The organism is Allorhizobium paknamense (assembly GCF_030815125.1).
In the GTDB taxonomy this organism is placed as follows: domain Bacteria; phylum Pseudomonadota; class Alphaproteobacteria; order Rhizobiales; family Rhizobiaceae; genus Allorhizobium; species Allorhizobium paknamense.
Genome location: NZ_JAUSWH010000003.1, coordinates 93,592 through 116,176 on the forward strand (window position 1 = coordinate 93,592; position 22,585 = coordinate 116,176).

At 62.0% G+C, this 22,585-nt stretch carries 22 protein-coding genes; 12 read left to right on the plus strand and 10 right to left on the minus strand.

The window, feature by feature from the left end; genetic code table 11:
* Window positions 1-82 precede the first annotated feature (82 nt).
* From QO005_RS06320 to QO005_RS06340, 5 genes are all read right to left on the minus strand, one after another.
* A complete protein-coding gene (locus tag QO005_RS06320; RefSeq protein WP_307157154.1) occupies window positions 83-820 on the minus strand; it encodes a 16S rRNA (uracil(1498)-N(3))-methyltransferase in 738 nt (245 codons plus the stop codon).
* A gap of 13 nt (window positions 821-833) precedes the next feature.
* A complete protein-coding gene (locus QO005_RS06325; protein ID WP_307157155.1) occupies window positions 834-2,429 on the minus strand; it encodes an inorganic phosphate transporter in 1,596 nt (531 codons plus the stop codon).
* A 120-nt stretch (window positions 2,430-2,549) separates the two neighbouring features.
* Window positions 2,550-3,002, minus strand: a complete 453-nt coding sequence (locus QO005_RS06330) for an NUDIX hydrolase (RefSeq protein WP_307157156.1) — start codon at window positions 3,000-3,002, stop codon at window positions 2,550-2,552.
* Window positions 3,003-3,338: 336 nt separating this feature from the next.
* A complete protein-coding gene (locus QO005_RS06335; protein ID WP_307157157.1) occupies window positions 3,339-4,094 on the minus strand; it encodes an HAD-IIB family hydrolase in 756 nt (251 codons plus the stop codon).
* Window positions 4,076-5,413 carry a glycosyltransferase family 4 protein gene (locus QO005_RS06340; RefSeq protein WP_307157158.1) on the minus strand — a complete coding sequence of 446 codons (1,338 nt, stop codon included), beginning with the start codon at window positions 5,411-5,413 and terminating at the stop codon, window positions 4,076-4,078. Before QO005_RS06340 ends, QO005_RS06335 begins: the two co-directional genes overlap by 19 nt.
* 271 nt (window positions 5,414-5,684) lie before the next feature.
* Here QO005_RS06340 and QO005_RS06345 point away from each other — a divergent pair, with 271 nt between their 5' ends.
* The 6 genes from QO005_RS06345 (at window position 5,685) to QO005_RS06370 (ending at window position 13,118) form a co-directional block, all read left to right on the plus strand.
* Window positions 5,685-7,691 carry a putative bifunctional diguanylate cyclase/phosphodiesterase gene (locus tag QO005_RS06345; RefSeq protein ID WP_307157159.1) on the plus strand — a complete coding sequence of 669 codons (2,007 nt, stop codon included), beginning with the start codon at window positions 5,685-5,687 and terminating at the stop codon, window positions 7,689-7,691.
* A 164-nt stretch (window positions 7,692-7,855) separates the two neighbouring features.
* Window positions 7,856-9,289 (plus strand): FAD-linked oxidase C-terminal domain-containing protein, encoded by a 1,434-nt coding sequence (locus QO005_RS06350; RefSeq protein ID WP_307157160.1) that lies wholly within the window; start codon window positions 7,856-7,858, stop codon window positions 9,287-9,289.
* A gap of 2 nt (window positions 9,290-9,291) precedes the next feature.
* Window positions 9,292-10,521: an FAD-binding protein gene (locus QO005_RS06355; protein WP_307157402.1), complete on the plus strand. Its 1,230-nt coding sequence runs from the start codon at window positions 9,292-9,294 to the stop codon at window positions 10,519-10,521.
* Between the two features lies 1 nt (window position 10,522).
* The gene (gene glcF / locus QO005_RS06360) at window positions 10,523-11,815 is read left to right on the plus strand and encodes a glycolate oxidase subunit GlcF (protein WP_307157161.1); all 1,293 of its coding nucleotides are present in this window, start codon (window positions 10,523-10,525) and stop codon (window positions 11,813-11,815) included.
* Between the two features lie 59 nt (window positions 11,816-11,874).
* On the plus strand, window positions 11,875-12,363 hold the full coding sequence (locus tag QO005_RS06365; RefSeq protein WP_307157162.1) for a hypothetical protein: 489 nt from the start codon (window positions 11,875-11,877) through the stop codon (window positions 12,361-12,363).
* A 305-nt stretch (window positions 12,364-12,668) separates the two neighbouring features.
* A complete protein-coding gene (locus QO005_RS06370) occupies window positions 12,669-13,118 on the plus strand; it encodes a DoxX family protein (RefSeq protein ID WP_307157163.1) in 450 nt (149 codons plus the stop codon).
* A gap of 125 nt (window positions 13,119-13,243) precedes the next feature.
* On the opposite strand, the gene hisG is transcribed toward QO005_RS06370, so the two are convergent.
* The 4 genes from hisG to hisS all read right to left on the minus strand — a co-directional run bounded on the left by hisG (window position 13,244) and on the right by hisS (window position 17,005).
* A complete protein-coding gene (gene hisG, locus QO005_RS06375; protein WP_307157164.1) occupies window positions 13,244-13,939 on the minus strand; it encodes an ATP phosphoribosyltransferase in 696 nt (231 codons plus the stop codon).
* On the minus strand, window positions 13,939-15,057 hold the full coding sequence (locus QO005_RS06380) for an ATP phosphoribosyltransferase regulatory subunit (RefSeq protein ID WP_307157165.1): 1,119 nt from the start codon (window positions 15,055-15,057) through the stop codon (window positions 13,939-13,941). The genes hisG and QO005_RS06380 overlap by 1 nt, the downstream gene beginning before the upstream one ends.
* 65 nt (window positions 15,058-15,122) lie before the next feature.
* Entirely contained in the window at window positions 15,123-15,485 is a 363-nt protein-coding gene (locus QO005_RS06385) for a VOC family protein (RefSeq protein ID WP_307157166.1), read from the minus strand.
* On the minus strand, window positions 15,485-17,005 hold the full coding sequence (gene hisS / locus QO005_RS06390) for a histidine--tRNA ligase (RefSeq protein WP_307157167.1): 1,521 nt from the start codon (window positions 17,003-17,005) through the stop codon (window positions 15,485-15,487). The genes QO005_RS06385 and hisS overlap by 1 nt, the downstream gene beginning before the upstream one ends.
* Window positions 17,006-17,175: 170 nt before the next feature.
* Here hisS and QO005_RS06395 point away from each other — a divergent pair, with 170 nt between their 5' ends.
* The 5 genes from QO005_RS06395 to QO005_RS06415 all read left to right on the plus strand — a co-directional run bounded on the left by QO005_RS06395 (window position 17,176) and on the right by QO005_RS06415 (window position 20,744).
* Complete coding sequence (locus tag QO005_RS06395) at window positions 17,176-18,309, plus strand: glycosyltransferase family 4 protein (protein ID WP_307157168.1); 1,134 nt, start codon at window positions 17,176-17,178, stop codon at window positions 18,307-18,309.
* 5 nt (window positions 18,310-18,314) lie between these two features.
* Window positions 18,315-19,073 (plus strand): hypothetical protein, encoded by a 759-nt coding sequence (locus QO005_RS06400; RefSeq protein WP_307157169.1) that lies wholly within the window; start codon window positions 18,315-18,317, stop codon window positions 19,071-19,073.
* Window positions 19,074-19,140: 67 nt separating this feature from the next.
* Window positions 19,141-19,494 carry a hypothetical protein gene (locus tag QO005_RS06405; RefSeq protein ID WP_307157170.1) on the plus strand — a complete coding sequence of 118 codons (354 nt, stop codon included), beginning with the start codon at window positions 19,141-19,143 and terminating at the stop codon, window positions 19,492-19,494.
* A 67-nt stretch (window positions 19,495-19,561) separates the two neighbouring features.
* The gene (gene copM, locus QO005_RS06410; RefSeq protein ID WP_307157171.1) at window positions 19,562-19,930 is read left to right on the plus strand and encodes a CopM family metallochaperone; all 369 of its coding nucleotides are present in this window, start codon (window positions 19,562-19,564) and stop codon (window positions 19,928-19,930) included.
* Between the two features lie 109 nt (window positions 19,931-20,039).
* A complete protein-coding gene (locus QO005_RS06415) occupies window positions 20,040-20,744 on the plus strand; it encodes an HAD family hydrolase (protein WP_307157172.1) in 705 nt (234 codons plus the stop codon).
* Window positions 20,745-20,844: 100 nt separating this feature from the next.
* Here the strand turns inward: QO005_RS06415 and QO005_RS06420 are convergent, their stop codons facing one another.
* The gene (locus tag QO005_RS06420; protein WP_307157173.1) at window positions 20,845-21,483 is read right to left on the minus strand and encodes a DNA-3-methyladenine glycosylase I; all 639 of its coding nucleotides are present in this window, start codon (window positions 21,481-21,483) and stop codon (window positions 20,845-20,847) included.
* A gap of 178 nt (window positions 21,484-21,661) precedes the next feature.
* Between QO005_RS06420 and QO005_RS06425 the strand changes: the two genes are divergently transcribed.
* The gene (locus QO005_RS06425; RefSeq protein ID WP_307157174.1) at window positions 21,662-22,492 is read left to right on the plus strand and encodes a L,D-transpeptidase family protein; all 831 of its coding nucleotides are present in this window, start codon (window positions 21,662-21,664) and stop codon (window positions 22,490-22,492) included.
* Window positions 22,493-22,585 lie beyond the last annotated feature (93 nt).

The following is a 22,585-nucleotide window of genomic DNA, read 5'->3' on the forward strand; positions in this document are numbered from 1 at the left end:
GATTGGAAGCTCCGCGCAAGTGAATTTTATCGAAGCCACTCTTCAGAAATGGAAAACGGTTTGGCCGGAAACGGTCAGCAAATCAGCGCCAGTCGCCTGCCGTTGCCTGCAGCACCGCCAAGGCCGCGACGGCGGCAGTGTCGGCGCGCAGGATGCGCGGCCCCAGCGGAATGGCGGTGACAAAGGGCAGTCCACGCAGCAGCGCACGCTCCTCCTCGGAAAAACCGCCCTCCGGCCCGACCAGCAGCGCCAGCTTCGTCTCGCTGATGGCGGAAAGCGCGGCCATCGGATTGTTGGTGGCGCTGTCTTCGTCGCAGAAGACGATGCGCCGGTCTGCGGGCCAAGTGTCCAGCAGCGTTTTCAGCTTCTGCGGCGGTGCGATTGTCGGGATCGCCAGAATGCCGCATTGCTCCGCCGCCTCCACGGCATTGGCCTCAAGCCGCTCCAGACTGGTGATCTTGCCTTGCACATGCTGGGTCATCACCGGCTGCAACAGCCCCGCGCCCATCTCCACCGCCTTCTGGATCAGATAATCCATCCGCCCCACCTTGAGCGGCGCGAAGAGAAAGACGAGGTCCGGGGCCTCAGGCTGCGGGCGTGTTTCCTCAAGCGGGGTGAGCAGGATCTTCTTGCGGGTGGGATAGGTGAGGGAGGCGCGCCATTCGCCGTGACGGCCGTTGAACAGCAGGATCTCCGTCCCTTCGGCAAGCCGCAGCACATTGGCGAGATAGTTGAATTGACCGGCATTGGCCTCAACCGGCTGGTCCTTGAAAAGATCGGCCTCCACGTAGAGGCGTTGCATCCGGTAATTGGCGCGCATTCTCGTTCCGGTCCTATCCAAACAGCGCGAACATAACGCGGTAGACAATGGCCGCAAGCCCGGCGGAGACCGGCAGCGTCACCGCCCAGGCCAGCAGAATGCTGAGCAGGTAGGAACGGCGCACCAGCCTGCGGCGCACGGCTTCATCGCGATTGGCCTTTTTCCTGGCCGGTCGCGGCGGGGCCTCGTCCGTTTCGTCCGTGTCTGTATCTGGCGTCTCAGCACCCCGCAGGCTGAGCGCCTTTTCGGCGAGGTAGGCTTTGCGGCGGCGGGAGTGGCGATTGTAATATTCGCGAAAGAAGCCGACGCCGAACACCGCGCCCACCGCAATATGGGTGGAACTGACCGGCAGGCCGATCCAGGAGGCGGTAATCACCGTCACTGCCGCCGACATGGCAACGCAGAAGGCGCGCATCGGATTGAGCTTGGTGATTTTCGAGCCGACGAGGCGGATCAGCCGCGGCCCGAACAGCAAAAGCCCCACCGATATGCCGAGCGAGCCAATCGCCATGACCCAGAACGGAATGGTGATGCCCGCCGACGGTCCAAAGCCGATCGGCCCGTAGGAGCGCAAGGCATTGACGATGCCGGTCAGCGGCCCGATGGCGTTGGAGACGTCATTGGCGCCATGGGCGAAGGACAGAAGGGCAGCCGAACCGACGAGCGGCAGGCGAAACAGGCTGCGCAGCGACTGGTTGCGGTTTTCAAGCCCCACCGATTGACGGCGGATCACCGGCACCATGAGCGCCCAGACCGCCAGTCCGATGATGCAGGCGACGCCAAAGGCCCGGAGCCGCCCGACGGAATAGACCTGATCGACCCCCCGGATGGTGAGATAGAGCGAAAAACTCGCCGCCATCAGCCCGATCAGAATGGGCAGCCAGCGCCGTGCGGCGGCGATCTTGTCCGGCCGATAGACGATGAGATCATAGATCACAAACAGGAAGCCCGCCGCAATCAGCCCCCCCAGCATCGGCGAAAACACCCAGCCCAGGGTGATGCCGGCGATGGCCGGCCAGTTGATGGCCGAGGAGCCGACGGCGGAAAAGCCCGCGCCGATGATGCTACCAACCATGGAGTGGGTGGTGGAGACCGGCGCATTGAGCCAGGTGGCGAGATTGATCCAGAGGGCTGCCGCAAACAGCGCCGACATCATGATCCAGGCAAAGACCAGCGGGTCCTCGACGAGGGCCGGAGAAACGATAGAGGTGGAAATGGTGCGCACGACTTCACGGCTGCCGATCATCGCGCCTGCGATTTCGAAACAGGCGGCCATCAGCAGAGCGCCGCGCATGCTGATGGCGCGGGCGCCGACGGCTGCCCCGACATTGTTGGTCACGTCATTGGCGCCGATATTCATGGCCATATAGGCCGCAAGGGCGGCAGCGGCAATCAAAAGGGCTGCGTCAGGATGGCCAATGGCAAAGCTCAGCGCATAGGCGGCGGCCAGCACCACGAAGATCAGGGCAAGCCCAAAGGGCGCAAGCCCGCGGGTGACGTGCTGGGTGGCCGTTTCCAGGAAGGTCAACCGGTCCAGATCCTTGTCCAGAACCGTCTTGCCGGGCTTGGCCGCAACCGGCTTGCCGGTCTCGGGTTTGAAATCTGTCATGATCGCGGCTGTGAGGTTTTGGAGTTCAATCGTCTGCGGAGGCGTGCGAAGCACCAAATCTGCCCTTCCGTCCCTTCCGTGGGATCGCAAAAAGCGCAAACCACAACCGGCGTCAAGCCCTCAGGAGGAACGCTTCGCCAACCTTTGCGGCATGGTCTTCAAAAGCTCCTGCAATTGCGGCTCGCGCACCCGCCGCGCCGCCTCCGCGCAGGGCACCCATTCCAGCCGCCGCGTGCCCTTTTCAGGATAATCATCCTTCAATTCGCGCACTTCCAGGAGGAAGACCTTGACCTCGCACGGCATGGCAATGCCCTCCGGCATGACCTTGTCATAGAGATAGCTGCCAAAGGCTTCTTTCGACACCTTGCCCTTGACGCCCGCCTCTTCATAGGCCTCGCGTTCGGCCACCGCATGGGACTTCTTGTTGCCCATCGGCCAGCCCTTCGGAATGACCCAGCGGCCCGTATCCCGGCTGGTGATCAGCAGAACCTCGGGTTGAGCCGAACCGTTCGCGTCCTCGCTCCATCGGTAGCAAATGGCGCCGAATTGCTGCCTGGGCGGCCGCCTGAACATCAATTCTATCTCGGAGGCTATGCGGCCCAATATGGTCAATCCTGTTCTCGCTTTCCCGTCAGAAGTGCTTTTTGGGCCGCTGGCATCGACGAACAGCAACGGTCCGGTTGGCGCTTCAGACAGTGTCCCACCATAGCGCGCATAAATGTAAGGTTTTATGACAGTTTTTTGAAAATTTCCTCTGGTATTTCTGGGAGGATCCAGAGGAAACGGCCAGCAAGCCCCAAGGAAACGGCATATGACATATCATTATGTCAAAAACAAAGCATGCAACCGGGCCTTGGCGCTCTGCAGACCTGTCCGAACCTCACAATGGTGGCGTGATTCGCGGCTGTTTCAGGGGGCCATCCAGTGTTTCAGGCCCTCGATGACGCCATCGGCTTCCGGCTTGCGGGCGCGGTAGATCAGCGGATTGTCCTTGGCCAGCGCCGTCAGTTCGTCAAGCCCGTTGGCGGGCACGATGCCACGCACGGTGGAGAGCGTGAACATCTCAAGGTCGTTGCCGGTATCGCCCGCCACCACCACCTCATCCAGATGGACGGCCAGTTGCCGGCAGAGCCAGGTCAGCGCCTGTCCCTTGTCGGCACGGGCGGGCAGAATGTCCAGATCGCGCTTGCTGGAATAGACGAGCTTTACGGCCAGTCCCTGATCGAGCAGAGCGTTTTCGATGGACAGCAATTGCTCCGGCGTTGCCTCGTGCAGATACCAGCTGGATTTACGTTCATGCTGATAGCGCTCGGGCTGGTATTGCAGTGCCTCGATCCCGGCCAGGAGGGCGTTGATCTTTTCGACATCATAGCCCGCTCCGATATTGAGATGGTAGTGGTCGGCAAGCTCGGGCTCAGCTGCGCCATGCAGCATGGTTCCGACGCCGCCAATGATGAAATCGGCGTCCGGCAGGCCCTGTTCGGCGGCAAAGCGCAGAACGTCATCCACAAGCCTGCCGCTGTTATAGACGAGCAACGGCCGGTTTTCCGGCTCGATCTTCTGCCAGAAGGCGGCAAAGCGGCGCGCGGCTTTGGTGTCGCCTGCCAGCGTTCCGTCGAGGTCGGATGAGAAAAGCCGGATGGGTTTCAATCCCCGTCGTTCCATGGTTCGTCCCAATCGGTATCATCGAGTGCGGGGCTCACGGCGCGCCCTTCCACCAGCGCGACAAGCTGCTGGGCAATGCCCGTCCAGGTGAAGAGGCTGCGGGCCTTGTGGGCACCCATGCGCGAAAGCCGCCCGTTGAGACGCGGATGTTTCAGCGGCTTCATCATGGTGATGCCGAGGTCTTCCCGGTCGAACGGATCGGCATAGAGCGCGTGCCGCCCGTAGCTGACGGCGCGGAAAAGGCCGCCATGAATGGTCACCACGGTTGGCGTCCCGCAGGCCATGGCCTCGATGGCGGTCATGCCGAAGGGTTCGTAGCGGCTGGAAAGCACGAAGAGGTCGGCAGCGCGGTAGTAATCCGGCAGGTCCTCATCCGGCACAAAGCCGGTGAAATCCACCCGATCCTCAAGGCCAAGCGCATGGACCTGTTCTTTCAGCTGCGCCAGGAGCCCGCTTTCCTGTTCGTCCATGTTTTCGCCGCCCACCGCAAGCCGAAGCCGCGCCTCCGGCAGGCGCGCGGCCAGCACGGAAAATCCGTCCACCAGCAAATCATAGCCCTTGTTGGTGGCAAGCCGCCCCAGCGCCAGCACGACCTGCCCCTCGAAGCCGAGGCGCTGGCGCAGCATCTGCCGTGAGGCGCCGGAAACCGGGTAAAAGCGGTTGTCGTCATAGCCGGGCGGGATCATATGCACCCGGTGCCGGGCCACATTATAGTCGTCCACCAGCATGTCGAGCTGGATGGGCGTGGTGGCGATCACCAGCTGGCAGGTGCGGTAGAGGATCAGCTCATGCTGGATCCGCTCCTTGAAATTGAACTCCGCCTCGAAGCGATCGGCCCGTTCGGGATAGTCGGTCTCCATCTGCCGCTTTTTCCACAGGCCCAGGGAATGCGGCGTATGAATATGAGGAATGGTGAGCGCCTCCGAGAGCCGCTGGCCTGCCACGCCCGCATCCCAGTAATGGCTGTTGACGAAGAGATAGTGGAGGCCGTGCTGCTTGATGAAACGCAGTGCCTTCTCGTTCCATTCCTTCAGATGCCGGTGCAGATATTCCTTGGGGATAAAGTCACGCCCGCCGCAGGGAATGCGGATCACCCGGCAATTGTCATCGACGATGTCGATCTCCGGCTGGTCCTCGAAGCGGCGGGTGTAGATGTCCACCTTGTGGCCCAGCTGGCCCAGCTTCTTGGCAAGTTCCAGAACATAAACCACCTGTCCGCCGGTATCGGCAGCGCCCAAAGGCGGGTTCGCGGCGACATAGCCGTGGGTGGAAACAAGGGCAATTCGAGGCGTTTCGGCAGTGTCCGGTGAGGTGATCATGCTTCCGCTTTGAAAACTTGTTTCGAATATGACCTCATATAATAGGTCAGGAAGAGAATTGTTCCATGTTGCTGGAAAAATAATTCGAAAATATGACCCGTCTCGGAATATTTTTATGATGTATATCTAATAAAGCCGTTGGCACGCGCCAAAGACGGCATGCTCCCGGAAATGTTTCAGCATGCGGCGAAATCGCGCAAAAACACTTCCTGTATTTTAACCCGTGCTATTTTAGGATGCGCCATCCAGTTCCGATCAAGGTATGTCACTGATGGCTTTTCGTTCCATCCTGCCCGGACTTGTCCTGAGGATGCGGCGGCTTTTTGCCGTGCCCAATGACAATCCCGAGTTGACGCTTGCACAGTTCAAGGCGTTTTCCCGGCAGGTGCCGCTGCTCTATTTTACGCTTTGCACCAATATGATTGCGCTGTGCTGGGCGCATCGGGATATCGCGCCGCTGTGGTTGACGCTCTATCTGCCGGGAGCATTCGTCCTGGTCTGCGCGCTGCGCACGGTGGGCTGGCTGAGCAAGCGCAAGGTTGAGGTGGATGCCGCGACGGCCTATCGGCGCCTGAAGTCCACCAATTGGCTGGCCGGGCCGATTGCCATCTTCTGCTCCGGCTGGTCGCTGTGTTTCCTGCCCTATGGCGAGGCCTATCACCGGTCGCATGTGGCCTTCTTCATGGCCATCACCGTGATCGGCTGCATTTTCTGCCTGATGCATCTGCGCTCGGCGGCGCTGATCGTCACGCTGATCGTCAATGCCGTGATTGCCGTCACCTTCATGACCACCGGGGTCGAAACCCTGATGGCCATGGGTTTCGACGTGGCGCTGGTCAGCGGCGCGTTGATCGTGATCCTGCTGGCGCAATACCGGGATTTCCGCCGCCTGCATGAATCGCGCCAGGTGTTGCAGGATCAGCAGCAGGCCTTGCGCCAGCAGAATGACGCGGTGAAGCGGTTGTCCGATGAAAATCTGCGGCTCGCCAATCTCGACAGTCTGACGCTCATTCCCAATCGCCGCAGTTTCTTCGAGCATCTGGATCGCGTGCATGGGCGCGCGGCAGAACAGAATAGCCGCTTTGCCGTCGGCGTTCTCGATCTTGACGGCTTCAAGCCCGTCAACGATCTGCATGGCCATGCTGCCGGCGACCGCCTGCTCTGCGACATTGCCGAGCGGATGACGGCGCTGACCGGCGCCGACATTTTCGTCGCCCGCCTCGGTGGCGACGAATTCGGCATCGTGGTGGAGCGCGATACCACGCAGGCGCGGCTGGAAGGGCTGGGCGCGGATGTCTGCGCTGCCATCGGCCTGCCGGTGCAGATCGGGGCGGGCAGTGTGCAGGTCACCGGCTCGGTGGGTTTTGCCGTCTATCCCACCGATGGCGAGGATGCCCAGCAGATCTATGAAAAGGCTGATTACGCCCTTTACAGCGCCAAGAAGGCGCGCCGCGGCGGCACGATGATCTTCAATCCCGCCCAGGCGGTGGAGATGTCACGCCAGAAGGCCATCGAGGAGGCTTTCATCACTGCCGATCTCGATGAGGAACTGTCGCTGCTCTATCAGCCGATCATCGAGGTGAAGACCGGCCGTTGCATTGGCTTCGAGGCGCTTGCGCGCTGGAGCAGCCCGAAAACCGGCATGGTGCCGCCCGCGCATTTCGTGCCGATTGCCGAACATACCGGCCGCATCGGTCTCATCACCCGCAAGCTTCTGAAAAAGGCGCTGGATCTTGCCGCCACCTGGCCGTCCGGCACCTTCCTGTCCTTCAATCTCTCGGCCAATGATCTGACCAGCCATGAGGGCGTGCTGCGGCTGATCGCCATCATCGAAGCCAGCGCCGTGCCGCCTTCGGCGATCAATCTGGAAATCACCGAGACCTCGATGTTGCAGGATTTCGAGCAGGCGCGTGCCGCCGTGGAAATGTTGCGGCGGGTGGGTGTCGGCGTGGCGCTCGATGATTTCGGCACCGGCTATTCCAGTCTCAGCCAATTGCACAATCTGCCGCTAACCAAGCTGAAGATCGACCGCAGCTTCGTGGTGGATATCGAAACCTCCACCTCCAGCCGCAAGATCGTCCGCTCCGTGCTGTCGCTCTCCGCCGACATGGGGCTGGATGTGATCGTCGAAGGCGTGGAAACCGAAGCCCAGCTCAATCTCCTGAAGCGCATGGGTGCAACGGTTGTGCAAGGCTTTTTCTACTCGCCGCCCATTGCCGCGGATCAGACCCATGCCTGGCTTTCCAGCGGCAGGCCCCGCGCAAGACGCCGCGGATGAAGAGGCTTTAATTTCGGCCACCGCGCTGATATTCCTTGTCGTCTGGCAGGCCATTCGGAGTGAGGGGTGGCATCCGCCTGATCGATCTGACTTTTCGTTTTTACGCATTTCCGGACGGAAAGCCGGCTCCCACTTTTCTCGGGACAATGCTCTGGGAGGATATCATGGCCGAAGCCATCCGCTTTCTTCAACCCGATCCCCGGATTGTGGCGGAGCGTGAGGCGATCATCGCCGAGCTTGCCGCCATCCTGCCGCCGGAACGGCTGATCCATCGCCCGCGCGAACTCACCCCCTTCGAAACCGATGGCTTCCTCGCCTATCGCCGCACGCCGCTGGCCGTGGCCCTGCCGGAAACCACCGCCCAGCTTGCCGCCGTTATGGCCGCCTGTCATCGCCGCAAGGTGAAGATCGTGCCGCGGGGTGCCGGCACCTCGCTTTCCGGCGGCGCCATCGGCCAGGAAGATGCCGTGATCGTCGGCCTGTCGGCGATGACGAAGATCCTCGACATCGATCTCTTCAACCGCACCGCCACCGTCCAGGCCGGTGTCACCAATCTCTCGATTTCCGAGGCGGTCGGGCCGGAAGGCTTTTTTTACGCGCCCGATCCCAGTTCGCAACTGGCCTGCACCATCGGCGGCAATATCGGCATGAATTCCGGCGGCGCGCATTGCCTGAAATATGGCGTGACCACCAACAATCTGCTCGGCGTGAAGATGGTGCTGGTGGATGGCACGGTGATCGAGCTGGGTGGCAAGGCGCTGGATGCGGCAGGTTACGATCTTCTCGGCCTCGTCTGCGGCTCGGAAGGCCAGCTCGGCATCGTCACCGAGGCCACCGTGCGGCTGCTCGCCAAGCCCGAGGGTGCGCGCCCCGTGCTGTTCGGCTTCGACAGTGCCGAGGCGGCGGGCACCTGTGTGGCCGATATCATCGGCGCGGGCATCGTGCCGGTCGCCATCGAATTCATGGACAAGCCCGCCATCGAGATCTGCGAGGCCTTTGCCAAGGCAGGCTATCCCATGGATGTGGAGGCGCTGCTGATCGTCGAGGTGGAAGGCTCCGAGGCCGAGATGGAGGCCATGCTGGCGCTGATCTGCGATATTGCCCGCACACATGGGGTGAAAACCGTGCGGGAAAGCCAGTCCGCCACCGAAGCGGCGCTGATCTGGAAGGGCCGTAAATCCGCTTTCGGCGCCACGGGCCGCATTGCCGATTATATCTGCATGGACGGTACGGTGCCGCTCAGCCAGCTTGCGCATGTGCTGAAGAGAACCGGAGAAATCACCCGCTCCTACGGGCTTAGGGTCGCCAATGTCTTCCATGCCGGAGACGGCAACATGCATCCGCTGATCCTCTACAACATCAACGATCCGGAGGATGCCGCGAAGGCGGAAGCCGCGGGCAACGATATTCTGCGGCTCTGCGTCGATGCCGGTGGCTGTCTCACCGGCGAGCATGGTGTCGGCATCGAAAAGCGCGACCTGATGCGCCATCAATATAGCGAGGCCGATCTGAAGCAGCAGATGGCGGTGCGCGCCGCCTTCGATCCGGACTGGCTGCTCAACCCTTCCAAGGTCTTTCCGCTGGAGGGCCGCTCGTGAACATGCCCGTTTATGCCCCCACGTCCGAGGCAGAAGCCTCGCAGATCATCAAGACCTCAGCGACGAATGGCGCGGCGCTGCATCTTCAGGGCGGCGGTACACGGTCAGGCTTCGGCCATGCGGTGAAGGCTGATTCTGTTCTCTCCTCGCGCGGCCTCTCGGGCATTGTGGCCTATGACCCGGCGGAAATGGTGCTGACGGCACGGGCCGGGACGCCGATGGCCGAGATCGAGGCCGCCGTGACCGAAGCCGGGCAGGGCCTGGCCTTCGAGCCGCCGGATCACCGCCCGCTGATGGGCACCACCGGCACGCCGACCATTGGCGGCGTCTTCGCCACCAACGCCTCCGGCCCCCGGCGGTTCACGGCAGGCGCTGCGCGCGATCATCTGCTCGGCATCCGCTTCGTCAACGGCAGGGGGGAGGGGATCAGGGCCGGTGGCCGGGTGATGAAAAATGTCACGGGGCTCGATCTCGTCAAGCTGCTGGCAGGCTCCTACGGCACGCTGGGCTTTCTGACCGAGGTGACCTTCAAGGTGCTGCCGCGCCCGCGTGCGGTTGAGACGGTGGTGCTCTCCGGTCTTCTCGATGATGAGGCCGCCCGCGCCATCGCCATTGCCATGGCCCTGCCGGTGGAGGTGAGTGGTGCCGCGCACCTGCCGGAACTGGTCAGCCCCCGGCTGCTGGGTGGCCATCTGCCCAGCGGCCCGGCGACGCTGCTCAGGCTGGAGGGCCTGCCCGCCTCCGTCACCGAGCGGGTGGCGAAGCTCCGCGAAGCCCTGTCACGGCTCGGCAGCGTCACCTCGCTTGGCGCGGAGGAAAGCCAGCTGCTCTGGCAGCAGGTGCGCGATGTGATACCTTTTGCCGATGGTCAGAACAAGCCGGTCTGGCGCGTCTCCGTCGCGCCGATGGCAGGGCATCAACTGGTGGCGGGGCTGAGACTGCACGCCGCCATCGATGCCTTTTATGACTGGCAGGGCGGGCTCGTCTGGATGCGCCCGGAGAGCGAATGCGATGCCTCTCTCATCCGCCAGGGCATTGCGGCGCTGGGCGGCGGCCATGCCACACTGATGCGCGCCGATCAGCCGATGCGGGCGATAACCCCCGCCTTCGAGCCGCTCTCGCCAGCGGTGGCTGCGCTCACCGCTGCGGTTCGGCTGAGCCTCGACCCCAAGGCTCTCTTCAATCCCGGCCTGATGACGCCGCCCCAAGCCTCTTTTGCGGAAAGCGCATGACATGCAGACCAATTTTTCCCTCACCCAGCTTGCGGATCCGAAACTGGCCGAGGCGGAAGGCATTTTGCGCAAATGCGTGCATTGCGGCTTCTGCACGGCCACCTGTCCCACCTATGTGACGCTGGGCAATGAGCTGGATAGTCCGCGCGGGCGCATCTATCTCATCAAGGACATGCTGGAAAATGGCCGCGCGGCGGATGAGGAGGTGGTCACCCATATCGACCGCTGCCTCTCCTGTCTGGCCTGCACCACCACCTGTCCATCCGGGGTGGATTATATGCATTTGGTGGATCATGCCCGCGCCCATATCGAGAAAACCTACCGCCGCCCGCTGGCCGACCGGCTGATGCGGGCGCTGCTCGCCTTCGTGCTGCCTTTTCCGCGCCGTCTGCGGCTGGCCCTGCAACTGGCGCCGCTGGGGCGGCTGCTGATGCCGGTGTTCAGGGCCAGCAAGGCGCTGAGGCCGCTCGCGGCGATGCTCGATCTCGCCCCGAAGCGCCTGCCGGACGCGCGGCGGGAAGACGTCAGGCCGAGTGGGCCGCCCAAGGGCCGCGTGGCGCTGCTCAAGGGCTGCGCGCAGACGGTGCTCGATCCCGGTATCAATGCGGCGGCACAGCGGCTGCTCACCCGTTTCGGTATCGAGGTCGTCACCGTCGAGGGAGAGGGGTGTTGCGGCTCGCTCACCCATCATATGGGCCGTGAAGAGGCGGCGCTGGACTTTGCCCGCCGCAATATCGATGCCTGGTGCCGGGAAATCGAGGCGCGAGGGCTCGACGCCATCCTGATCACCACATCCGGCTGCGGCACGACGATCAAGGATTACGCCCATATGCTGCGCCAGGATGCCGCCTATGCCGAAAAGGCGGCTAAGGTGGCGGCGCTGGCGCGCGACATCACCGAATATCTGGCCGTGCTCGATCTGCCGGAATTGCCGCAGCGGCCGCTGACCGTGGCCTATCATGCCGCCTGTTCGCTGCAGCATGGCCAGAAGATCACCGCCATTCCAAAGCAGGTCCTGCAGCGGGCAGGCTTTCGCGTGCGCGAACCGGCGGCCTCCCATCTCTGCTGTGGGTCTGCAGGCACCTATAACATTCTCCAGCCGGAGATTGCCGGGCAGTTGAAGGAGCGTAAGCTGCGTTCTCTGGCAGCGCTGAAGCCGGATGTGATCGTGGCGGGCAATATCGGCTGTCTCACCCAGATCGGTTCCGGCACGCAAACGCCGGTCCTGCACAGCGTCGAATTGCTGGACTGGGCCTATGGTGGAGAGACCCCGGTAAAATTAAGGGATTTATAACAGGGTTCTGCAACAATACCGTGTCATCTGCAGGGAGGCGCAGTCAGGGAGGCTGCCCCATGAAAAAACAGTTGGCATGCCGGCAAGCGCTGGTTTCGTTTTTCATCCCCCTTTTTGGTTTTTTCGCGCTGACAGGCCGTCCGGCCCATGCGCTGGACCGCTATTACTGCGCCGTTGACGATCCGCTGGTGAAGCTGGTGGTGGAAATGGCCTTCCGGGAAGATGCCGGCTGGCCGCTGGCCTACCTGCGCGGCGTCATCGTGTTCAAGCCTGGGACCAAACAGACGCTGGAAGGCCAGCTCTCGCTTGCTGGCGGCGATGTCAAACAATACTGGCGAGACGGCGAAACCCTGCGCCTCTACACCTCCAGCCGCTCCGGCACGAACGAGGATGTTTCGCTGGTCAGCCTGTTGCTGGAGAGCCACGTCACGCCCGATGACATCAATGTATTTCGCGGCGGCTATACGATCAGCGTTCAACCGCCAGTGCTCGGCCCCGGCCAGAAGCCCGTGCAGCAGAAGGGTAGCCTGACGTGTAACCGGTTCTGAGCCCGGATCCAGTCTCTTATACCAAGGCTCGAAGATGCTAACGCATCCTCGCCTTGAAGGAATTTCGAATATCTCAAATGCATCCAGGGCTTGAGATATTCGAAAAGGGAATACGAAGAGTCATCTTCAATGACTCTTCGTATTATTGTTCTCAATAAGTGAACGAAATGTCTTTGATTGTTTATCTATTCACGACATATGATTTTTGTCATGAATAGCGGCAAGCGCAGGGCTTGGATCAAGGCTTTCCATCCTGCCGGAGCTGAAACACCTTCGGCCATCGGGCCGATAACCGGAGACATCCCATGTCCAACGCCAACAATGCCATCATTCTGCTGGCTCGTATTCTGCTATCGGCCATCTTCATTCTGTCCGGCTTCGGCAAGCTTGCCGATCCGGCGGGGACGGCCGGTATGATCACCCAGGCCGGCATGCCGGCGGCAACCGTGCTTGCCTATCTGGCCGGTCTCTTCGAACTGGTGACCGGCCTTGCCGTGCTTATCGGCTTCCAGACCCGTCTCGCCGGCTGGGCGCTGGCCCTGTTCTGCATCTTCACCGGGGTGGTCTTCCACGGCCATGCCATCAACGTGCCGGGCTTCCCGGATGCCGCCAACGGCTATCTGAGCGTGATGAACCAGATCATGTTCATGAAGAATATCACGCTGGCCGGCGCCTATATCCTGCTCGCCACCTATGGCCCCGGCGCCTATTCGCTGGATGCCCGCCGCGGCGCTTACAAGCCTGTTCTGGCTTAATGGCCAGAGCATTTCCAGGAGCCGTGGACTTCGGTTTTTCGCCCGGAAATGCGTAAAAAACAAAGAGTTAAACCCTTAAAAAAGCCCGCTGGCAAAACCAGCGGGCTTTTTCTACATCTATCTTATTATGACAAGACAGCGCGCATGTTTTCGATGATCCGGGCAATCTGCGGATTGCCCTCATGCTCCGGCTTTCGGGCACGCACGAGGCAGGCCTCGGATCGCAGGATCACCCCGTCGTTCAGGATCTTCAGGTGGTTGGCCTTCAGTGTCGAGCCGGTGGAGGTGATATCGACGATGATATCGGCCTGCCCGGCAGCCGGTGCGCCTTCGGTGGCGCCCAGGCTTTCCACGATGCGGTAAAGCTGGATGCCATGCTGGCGGGAGAAGAATTGCTGCGTCAGCCGCCAGTATTTCGTGGCAATCGCCAGACGGCGGCCATGGCGGGCGCGAAAATCGGCGGCGACATCGCCGAGATCGGCCATGCTATCCACATCCAGCCAGAGTTCCGGCACGGCTACCACCACATCGGCGTGACCGAAGCCGAGACGGGCGGCAATTTCCACCCGTGCATCGGCATCGGCCAGCCCTTCCCGCACCAGATCTTCGCCGGTCACGCCGAAATCCACCGTGCCATTGCCGATCTCACGGGCGATTTCCGAGGCCGAGAGAAAGGCGATGTCGATATCTTCGCCCTCCACGCGGCCGCGATAGGAGCGATCATTGCCGACGGCGACGATTTTCAGCCCCGCCTTTTCGAAAATCGCCGAGGCCTCTTCCTTCATGCGCCCTTTGGAGGGCAATCCGATGGTGATGGTCATCAGCGCGACCTCGCAATCTCGATCCGGTCCAGCCAGAGCGAAAAGCCCACGGCCGGAATGGGCTGTTTCGCGCCCAGCAATGTCAGCAGGCGGTCAAACCGGCCACCACCGGCCAGCACCGCCTTTTCATCCTGTTCGGCCACTTCGAAGACGAGACCGGTGTAATAATCCAGCGGACGTCCGAAGGCAGCACGGTAGGTCATGCGGGAGAGGTCGAGGCCAAGCCGGGTGAGGGCCGCCACCCGCTCCTCGAACCGGGTGAGCGCGTCGCCGAGCGTCAGGCCCGCCGCATCGGCAAAACCGGCCAGCGCGCTGGCGGCATCGTTGAGCGGCAGATCCAGTGTCAGGAATTCGCGCAGCAGCAGGAGAGCCGCACCGTCGAGCCGCGTCCTGGCCAGCGCCCGCTTTTCCTTCAGCCGTGCCGCGATTTCCCTTGGGCTGCGGCTGGCATTGGTGGAATAGCCGGTTTCTTCCATGCGTGCGGCAATCAGCGCCATCAGGCCTGCCTCATCCTCGGCGGCCAACGGCTTCTCCACCGCGTCCGGCAGGCCGGAGACAGGCTGCGGGCTCGCCAGATTGTCCAGAAGATGATCGAGATGGGCGCTGTCGCCAAAGGCCTGGATCAGCCGCTTCTGCCAGCCCGAGGGCAGGCCCAGCGCCTTCACCACCGCCTCGAACACCGCCTGATCGCCCAGCGTGATCGCCAGCGGGCGGCCCGGCAGCAGTGTTTCCAGAATGCCGACCGCATCGCTGATGGCGCGGGCATCGGCGCGTGCCGTCGCCGTCTCGCCCAGGTCTTCGATGCCGGCCTGATAAAATTCGCTGGGGCCTTCACGCCGCTGGCGAAACACCTCGCCCAGATAGGCATAGCGTTTCGGTGTGCCGGTGGCGGTTTCGATATGGCTGAGGCAGACGGGAATGGTGAATTCCGGGCGCAGGCACAGGCTTTCACCGGTCTCGCTTTCGGTGAGGAAAATCCGCCGCCGCAGATCCTCGCCTGCCATATCCAGAAACGGCGCGGCGGGCTGGATAACCGGCGTATCAACGCGCGCCGCCCCGCGCGCGGCGAAGTTATCAAGAAGGGCGCCGGCAAAATCCGGCATGTTAATCAGGGGCATGAAAGGGCTCCTGTCAGGAAAACGGGGCAGGCCTCGGCCAGAACATCACGCGGCATGATCTTCCCTCACATCGCCTGGATGAGTTCGATGCGGTTGCCGAAGGGATCGAACACATGCAGCCGCGTGAACCCCGCAAGTGGCACATCGGTTGCGGTTTCATAGCCGCCTTCGCGCACCCGGCGTTCAAGCCGGGCAAGATCATCGACCAGAAATGCAGGATGGGCCTTGCGGGCGGGGCGGAAATCCGCCTCCACCCCCAGATGAACCCGCAGGCTGCCGCTTTCAAACCAGCACCCGCCCCGCCCGGCGAGATCGGCAGGCTTTTCCACCTCGGAAAGACCGAGTACCGCGCTATAAAAGGCACGCGCACGCGCTTCCTCACCGGCGGGCATGGCAAGCTGAACGTGGTGAAAGCCGAGAAGTGCCATCAGTTGTTCTTTGCCCGGTCACGATCGGCCTTCTGCGCAGCCAGCATTTCCTTCACCTTGGCCACCAGTTCGGCTTCCGGCACCACGACCTGCGCCACGCGGGCCTCGCGCCATTCGGTGTTGTCGGTGATTGCGCCGGAAAGCCGCTTGCCTTCGATCAGGTCCTTGATCTGCACCGCGCCCTGGGTCCGCTCGTCACCGCCCTGAATGATGGCGATGGGGGAGCCGCGACGGTCGGCATATTTCAGCTGGTTGCCGAACTTCTTCCAGTTGCCCTGATAAATCTCGGCACGGATGCCTTCGGCTCTCAGCGCCTGGGTAAAGCGCTGATAGCGCCCCATGGCCTCGACATCGCCATCCATGACCGTGACGAGAACCGGCGCGATCACCTCATCGGCCCCGAGCTTGCCGAGGTTTTTCAGCGCCGTCATCAGACGCGACACGCCAATGGAAAAGCCCGTGGCCGGAACCGGCTGGCCCATGAAGCGCGAGACGAGACCATCATACCGCCCGCCGCCGCCGACCGAGCCGAACACAACCTTCTCACCCTTTTCATTGGTGACGTCGAAGGTGAGTTCGGCTTCGTAGACGGGGCCGGTGTAGTATTCGAGGCCACGAACGACGGAGGGGTCGATCTTGATGCGTGAGGCGTCATAACCTGCACCCGCGACCAGAGCGCCGATCATGTTCAGTTCTTCAACGCCTTCTTCACCTTTGGTCGTTCCCGCGACCAGAGCGGCAAGATCGGCAGCACTTTCCGCATAATCCTTGATGCCGACGAAAAACAGCACCTTGCCGATCTGCGTCTCATCCAGCCCCGCACCCTTGGTGAAATCGCCGCTCTCGTCCTTGCGGCCTGCACCCAACAGAAGCTTCACGCCTTCCGGGCCAAACTTGTCCAGCTTGTCGATCGCCCGCAGCACGTTGAGCCGACGCGCCGCATTCTCATCGCCGCCAAGCCCAATCGCCTCCATCACGCCATCCAGAACCTTGCGGTTGTTCACCCGGATCACGTAATCGCCGCGCTTGATGCCGAGCGCTTCCAGCGTATCGGCCATCATCATGCACATTTCGGCATCGGCCTGCACGCCGGGCGCGCCGACGGTATCGGCATCGAACTGCATGAACTGGCGAAAACGGCCCGGCCCCGGCTTTTCATTGCGGAAGACGTAACCGGCGCGATAGGTGCGGTAGGGAAGCTGGATCTCGTTGAAATTTTCCGCGACATGGCGGGCGAGCGGCGCGGTGAGGTCGTAGCGCAGGCTCATCCATTGCTCGTCATCGTCCTGCAGCGAAAACACGCCCTCATTGGGGCGGTCGCTATCGGGCAGGAACTTGCCCAGCGCATCGGTATATTCAAAGAGCGGCGTTTCCACCGGGTCGAAGCCATAGCGCTCGTAGACGGCGCGGATCTTCTCCACCATCTCGTTGACGGCCCGGATGTCATGAGCCTCGCGATCCACGAAACCGCGCGGCAGGCGGGCTTTGAGTTTCTGCGGCTTCTTGGTCTTTTCGCTCATGATCGGCAACCGATTGTCTGTGTGTTCAAAAGTGCCTGTCTCTTAGAGGATGCGGCAGGGCGGGGCAAGGTGAAAGCACCATTCTGGACGCATGACGATCTCTGCCCAAGGTCAGCCTCAGGAAACGGTTACGCGCTACACCGCTCGAAACTGTCAGGCTGGCGTGCATCATGAAAATCCTGTTCTTCATTCCCTTCGCCCCGGATTTCGATCCGCAGACCCCCTATGAGCGGCCTTTGGGCGGCACGGAATCCGCCGTCGCCTATCTCTCCGCCGAACTGGCGCGGGCTGGCGCAACGGTCACGTTGCTGAACCCCAGAGCCCCGGAGCGGGTGGTGCAAGGGGTGCGGGTGGTGCCGCCGCAGGCTTTTTCGCCCGATCAGGTTCGCAGTCAGGATCTGGTGGTGGTGGTTTCCGGCGCCTTCGGGCAGAAGCTGCGCCAGAGTATCGGCCCGTCCACGCCCATGGTGCTCTGGTGCCATCTGATGAGCGACCAGCCCGGCGTGCGCAAGCTGTTGGAGCAGGAGGAAATGCTGACCTGGGATGGGTTCGTCACCGTCAGCCGCTGGCAGGCGGAACGCTATCACCAGCATCTCGGTGTATCGCTGGACAAGGTCCATGTCATTGGCAATGCGATTTCTCCCGCCTTCGGACGGGAGCCCTTGCAGCCCGCCTGGTTCGAGACGGGGGCCGCCCCCTCGCTTTTCTACAGCAGCACACCCTTTCGCGGGCTGGACCGGCTGTTGCTCGCCTATCCCACCATCCGCGCCGCCGTGCCGGATGTGACGCTCAAGGTCTTTGCCGGCATGGCGCTTTACGGTGAAGACCCGAATACCGATCCCTATCGCTATCTCTACGATCTGACGCGGGCGTTGCCGGGGGCAGATTATGTCGGCCCGGTGCCGCAGCAGAAACTGGCCGAGGCCTATCGCGATGCGGCGGCACTCGCCTATCCTTCGAATTTTGAGGAAACCTCCTGCATCACCGTGATGGAGGCGATGGCGAGCGGGGCCGATGTGCTGACCACCGCCCTTGGCGCCCTGCCGGAAACGCTGAACGGCCATGGCCGGATGATCGCGCCGACGGATCTGAGCAAGGCGCTGGTGCGCACGCCCTTCGATATCCTGCCCTATGCGGACATGGTCATCGGCGCCTTGAAGGAAGCCCGCGCCAACCCTGCCGAGGCCGCAGCCCGCCGCGCCGCCCGCGCGGCTTACGCCCGGGAGGCCTATAGCTGGTCCACCCGCGCCAAACAGTGGATTGCGCTGGCGGAAACGCTGGTTGCGCGCAAAAGGGCGGCTTAGCTGCCATGATCCTGGAAGCCCTGAATTATGCCGCGACCTTTCCGGTGACCACGCCCGCCCATCGGCCCTTTATCCGTTCCTCGGTCAATCTCTGGTCGCGGGCAAGGCGCTGCGCAAAGGCCTGGGCACCCCATGAGGACAATACCCGTGGCGCCATTCTGGCGGCGGCTTCGGCTGCCAAGCCGCGCCGCACGGCGGTGGTGCTGGGCTCTGGCCTGCTTCGCGATGTGCCGCTGCGCCCGCTGGCCGCCGCCTTCGATACGGTGGTGCTGATCGATCTTGTGCATCTGGCCAGCGTGAGGCTGTGGCTTGGCGTGCAGGGGCTGAAGAATGTGCGGCTGATCGAGCGCGATCTTTCCGGTTATGATGCGCTCAAGGCCGGGCAGACACCCGAGCCGCTCGATTTTCTGCGGCGCGTTCCCTATCTCGATCTCGTCATCTCGGCCAATCTGCTGTCGCAGATCGGGCGCGGGGTTAAGCGCCGTCTGGAAAAAGAGCCGCCCGGCACCCTGCCAGAGGACGCGGTGGCCCGCCTGATCGCCGCCCATATCGATGGATTGCATCAGCTTCCCGCCAAAACCTGTCTGGTCACGGATACCCGCTTTGAGGTTGTCGATCGCACCGGGGCGGTGCGCGATGCAGCCGATCTCATGGCCGGTGTGCCGCTTGCCGCTGCGAAAGCCGAGTGGAACTGGCCGGTAGCGCCGCTTGGCGAGGAAAGCCGCGATTATCAGATCGTGCACCAGGTGGGTGCGTGGTTTTGATCGCCGATCATTGGACCCGCGTGAATGGTGACTTCACAAGCCGCGGTCCCGCTCCTACTATATACGCATGAAAACAGTCGTCCGTCTGCTGCTGTTGTTGGCCGTGCTTGGCTACGCAGCCCTGCCTGTTTCCGGCATGGGTTGCGGAATGGATGTGAGCGGCCATGAAATACAGGCTGCCATGCATCATGACATGAGCGCGCATGGGGAGACGGCAAAGCCCGGCTCTGCCGAAAAAACCCATTGTGGCGGGCAGGGGGCGCAAATGTTCAGCGGTCATTGCGCGCTCTGTTTTCTGCTACCAGCCACCCCGCCCATGGCGCGGGCAGGTTCGCTTTTGCATGACGCGCCGCCACCGCATTTCAGCCTGGCGCTGCTCTTTGAAAAGGCTGCGCCGCCGCTGCCGCCCCCTCGTTCCTGAAACAGACTTTTCCAGCCCGGCCAAGCGCCGGGTCATCGACAAAGACTGTTTTGAAAAGGAACGAGAGATGAAAAAGACCATCATCACGGCAGCCTTGCTGCTGGCCGCCGCCTTCGGAGCTTCTGCCGAGGACAAACCCATGCACATGCATGGCGCCATGGCGGGGCAGGAGCAGGCGCAAAGCCCGTCCTCACAGGCCTTTGCGGCTGCGAATGCCCGCATGCACAAGGCCATGGACATCGACTACAGCGGCAATGCCGACGTGGATTTCGTGCGCGGCATGATCGCCCATCACCAGGGCGCCATCGACATGGCGAAGGTGGAGTTGCAATATGGCAAGGATGAAAAGCTGCGCAAACTGGCTCAGGACATCATCACCGCCCAGGAGGGTGAGATTGCGATGATGAAGGCGTGGCTTGCCGAACATTCGCGATAGAGCATTGTCCTGAGAAAAGTGTCGTCACGGTTTTCCGTGTAGAAATGCTGAAGAGCAGAGGCAGGACGGGAGCGGTGCCGCCGCTCCCGGTTCTGAGAAGGAGGAGAGCATGACCCGTTCGCTGTGCATGATCGGCCTCGATGCCGACGATACGCTCTGGCAGAACGAACATTATTACCGCCTGACGGAAGAGCATTTTCGCAGCCTGCTGGCCGATTATGCCGCGCCGGAGATGATTTCCGGGCGTTTGCTGGAAGCGGAGAAGCGCAATCTTGCCCATTACGGCTTCGGCATCAAGGGCTTTACCCTGTCGATGATCGAAACGGCGCTGGAGGTGACGGAGGGTCGAGCGCCGGGGGCGGTCATCAGCCGCATTCTGGAGATTGGCCGCGAGCTGCTGCAGCATCCGGTGGAGACGGTGCCGGGGGTGGAAGAGGTGCTGGAGGCACTGGCGGGTCACTATTTCCTCGTGATGATCACCAAGGGCGACCTGTTCGATCAGGAGCGGAAACTGGCGCAATCCGGCCTCGGCGATTTCTTCGATGCCATCGAGATCGTGTCGGACAAGACCGCGACCGTCTATCGCCGGATTTTTTCCAAGCATGGCGAGGAGCCGGAGCGGGCAATGATGGTGGGCAATTCCCTGAAATCCGATGTGGTGCCAGCATTGGCCACCGGGGCCTGGGGCGTGTTCGTGCCCCATGAACTGACCTGGGTGCTGGAACATGTCGAAAAGCCGGTGGATGCGCCGCGCTTTCGCGAACTGCCGGATCTGCGCGCCCTGCCGGAGCTTGTGGCTTCCATCAATAGCTGATCAGCGACAGCGCCGTCGTTTTATCAAACGTACAAAGGACGCTGTAAGCCTTTAAAGCTGCTGCATAATTTTATCCTTAAATCGATTAGGATTTAAGGAATTATGCAGTAGGCCGGAGAAAGGCGGCGCGCAGCGCCTCCACCTGCGGGCGGCAGATGCAGCCTTCCAGATGGTCGTTTACCAGACCCATGGCCTGCATGAAGGCATAGACGGTGGTGGGGCCGACGAAGGTCCAGCCGCGCTTTTTCAGATCCTTGGAAAGGCGGATGGAGGTTGGCGAGGTGGGGTTGGCGCGCAGCGTCTCATAATCCATCCGTGCCGGGCGCTCCTGAGCTTCTGGCTCGAAACGCCAGAAGTAGGCGGAAAGTGATCCGAACTCCTCTTTCAGCGCTACGGCCCGGCGGGCATTGTTGATGGTGGAGACGATCTTGCCGCGATGGCGGATAATCCCGGCATCGGCAAGGCAGCGGGCAATATCCTCCTCGGTGAAGTGCGCGACCTTTTCGAAATCGAAACCCGCAAAGGCCGCGCGGAAATTCTCCCGCTTGCGCAGAATGGTCAGCCAGGACAGGCCCGACTGGAACCCTTCCAGACAAATCTTCTCGAACAGCCGATGGTCATCGGTGACCGGGCGGCCCCATTCCTCGTCATGATAGCGACGATAATCCTCAAGTCCGCCATGCCAGAAACAGCGAAGCGCACCGCTTTCATCCGCGATCAGTCCGGCCGTTTCCGTCATGGTGATTCTCCCTTGTCTTCAGTTTTGTTTACTATTTGTTCACTCTTTTTTCAAACGGATTGCTAACCCTGATAAAAGCTTTCCTCAATTGTTAAAGTTGAAGCGAAGGCCTGTTTACCTTTTGAGCACCCGCGTGGTGTCACGGTCGGCGCGTCAATATTTTTTCCGGGGCCGTGCCATGTCTTGCCGCAAATCTCTTTTCAGCCTCTGCCTTGCCGCACTTGTTCTGCCCTTTGCCGCAAACGCGGATGACCGCTATCAGAGCCGCCCGCCGGTGATCGTCAGCCCCGATCTCGCGGCGCCCTGGCTGCTGCAACTGGGCGTCAAGCCGCGAGGGGCGGTGGATCAGCCGCGTGCCGCTGCCCCGCAGGTCATGCGTCAGACGGCACCCGTCTATCCGCCGCGCCCAGCCCCCATGGACAATCGCCGGGTCGTCTATCAGGCAGCCCGTCCTGCTGCCGTTCAGCCGGTTCCGCTGCGTCCGGCCATGGCGCCACAGCCCAAGGCGCAGCAGGTGGCCATGCAGCCGCTGCCCCGGCAGGTCACACCGACGGCGCCGCAATTCCTGCCGCAGATCGTCTCTTACCAGACTGAGGAAAAGCCGGGCACGCTGGTGATCGATACCAATAACCGGTTTCTCTATCTGGTGATGGAGGGCGGCAAGGCGAAGCGTTACGGCGTGGGGGTCGGCAAGCCGGGCTTCGAATGGGCCGGTGAGCACCGCGTGACGCGCAAGAGCGAGTGGCCGGAATGGATTCCGCCGCAGGAAATGATCGAGCGCGAAGCGGCCAAGGGCCATTATCTGCCCGCCCGCATGGCCGGTGGGCCGGAAAACCCGCTGGGTGCGCGCGCGCTCTATCTTGGCTCGACGCTCTATCGCATTCACGGCACCAATGCGCCTTGGACCATCGGCTATGGTGTGTCCTCCGGCTGCATCCGCATGCGCAACGAGGATGTCACGGATCTTTATGAACGCGTGCCGGTGGGCACCAAAGTGATTGTCATGTGAGGCTTTTTTGTCGCAAGCAGACAGATTGTGTCGCCAATGCGTCAAGGTCGGATGGGCATGCTTGAAACCTTGCTTTCATTGCATAAACATCAC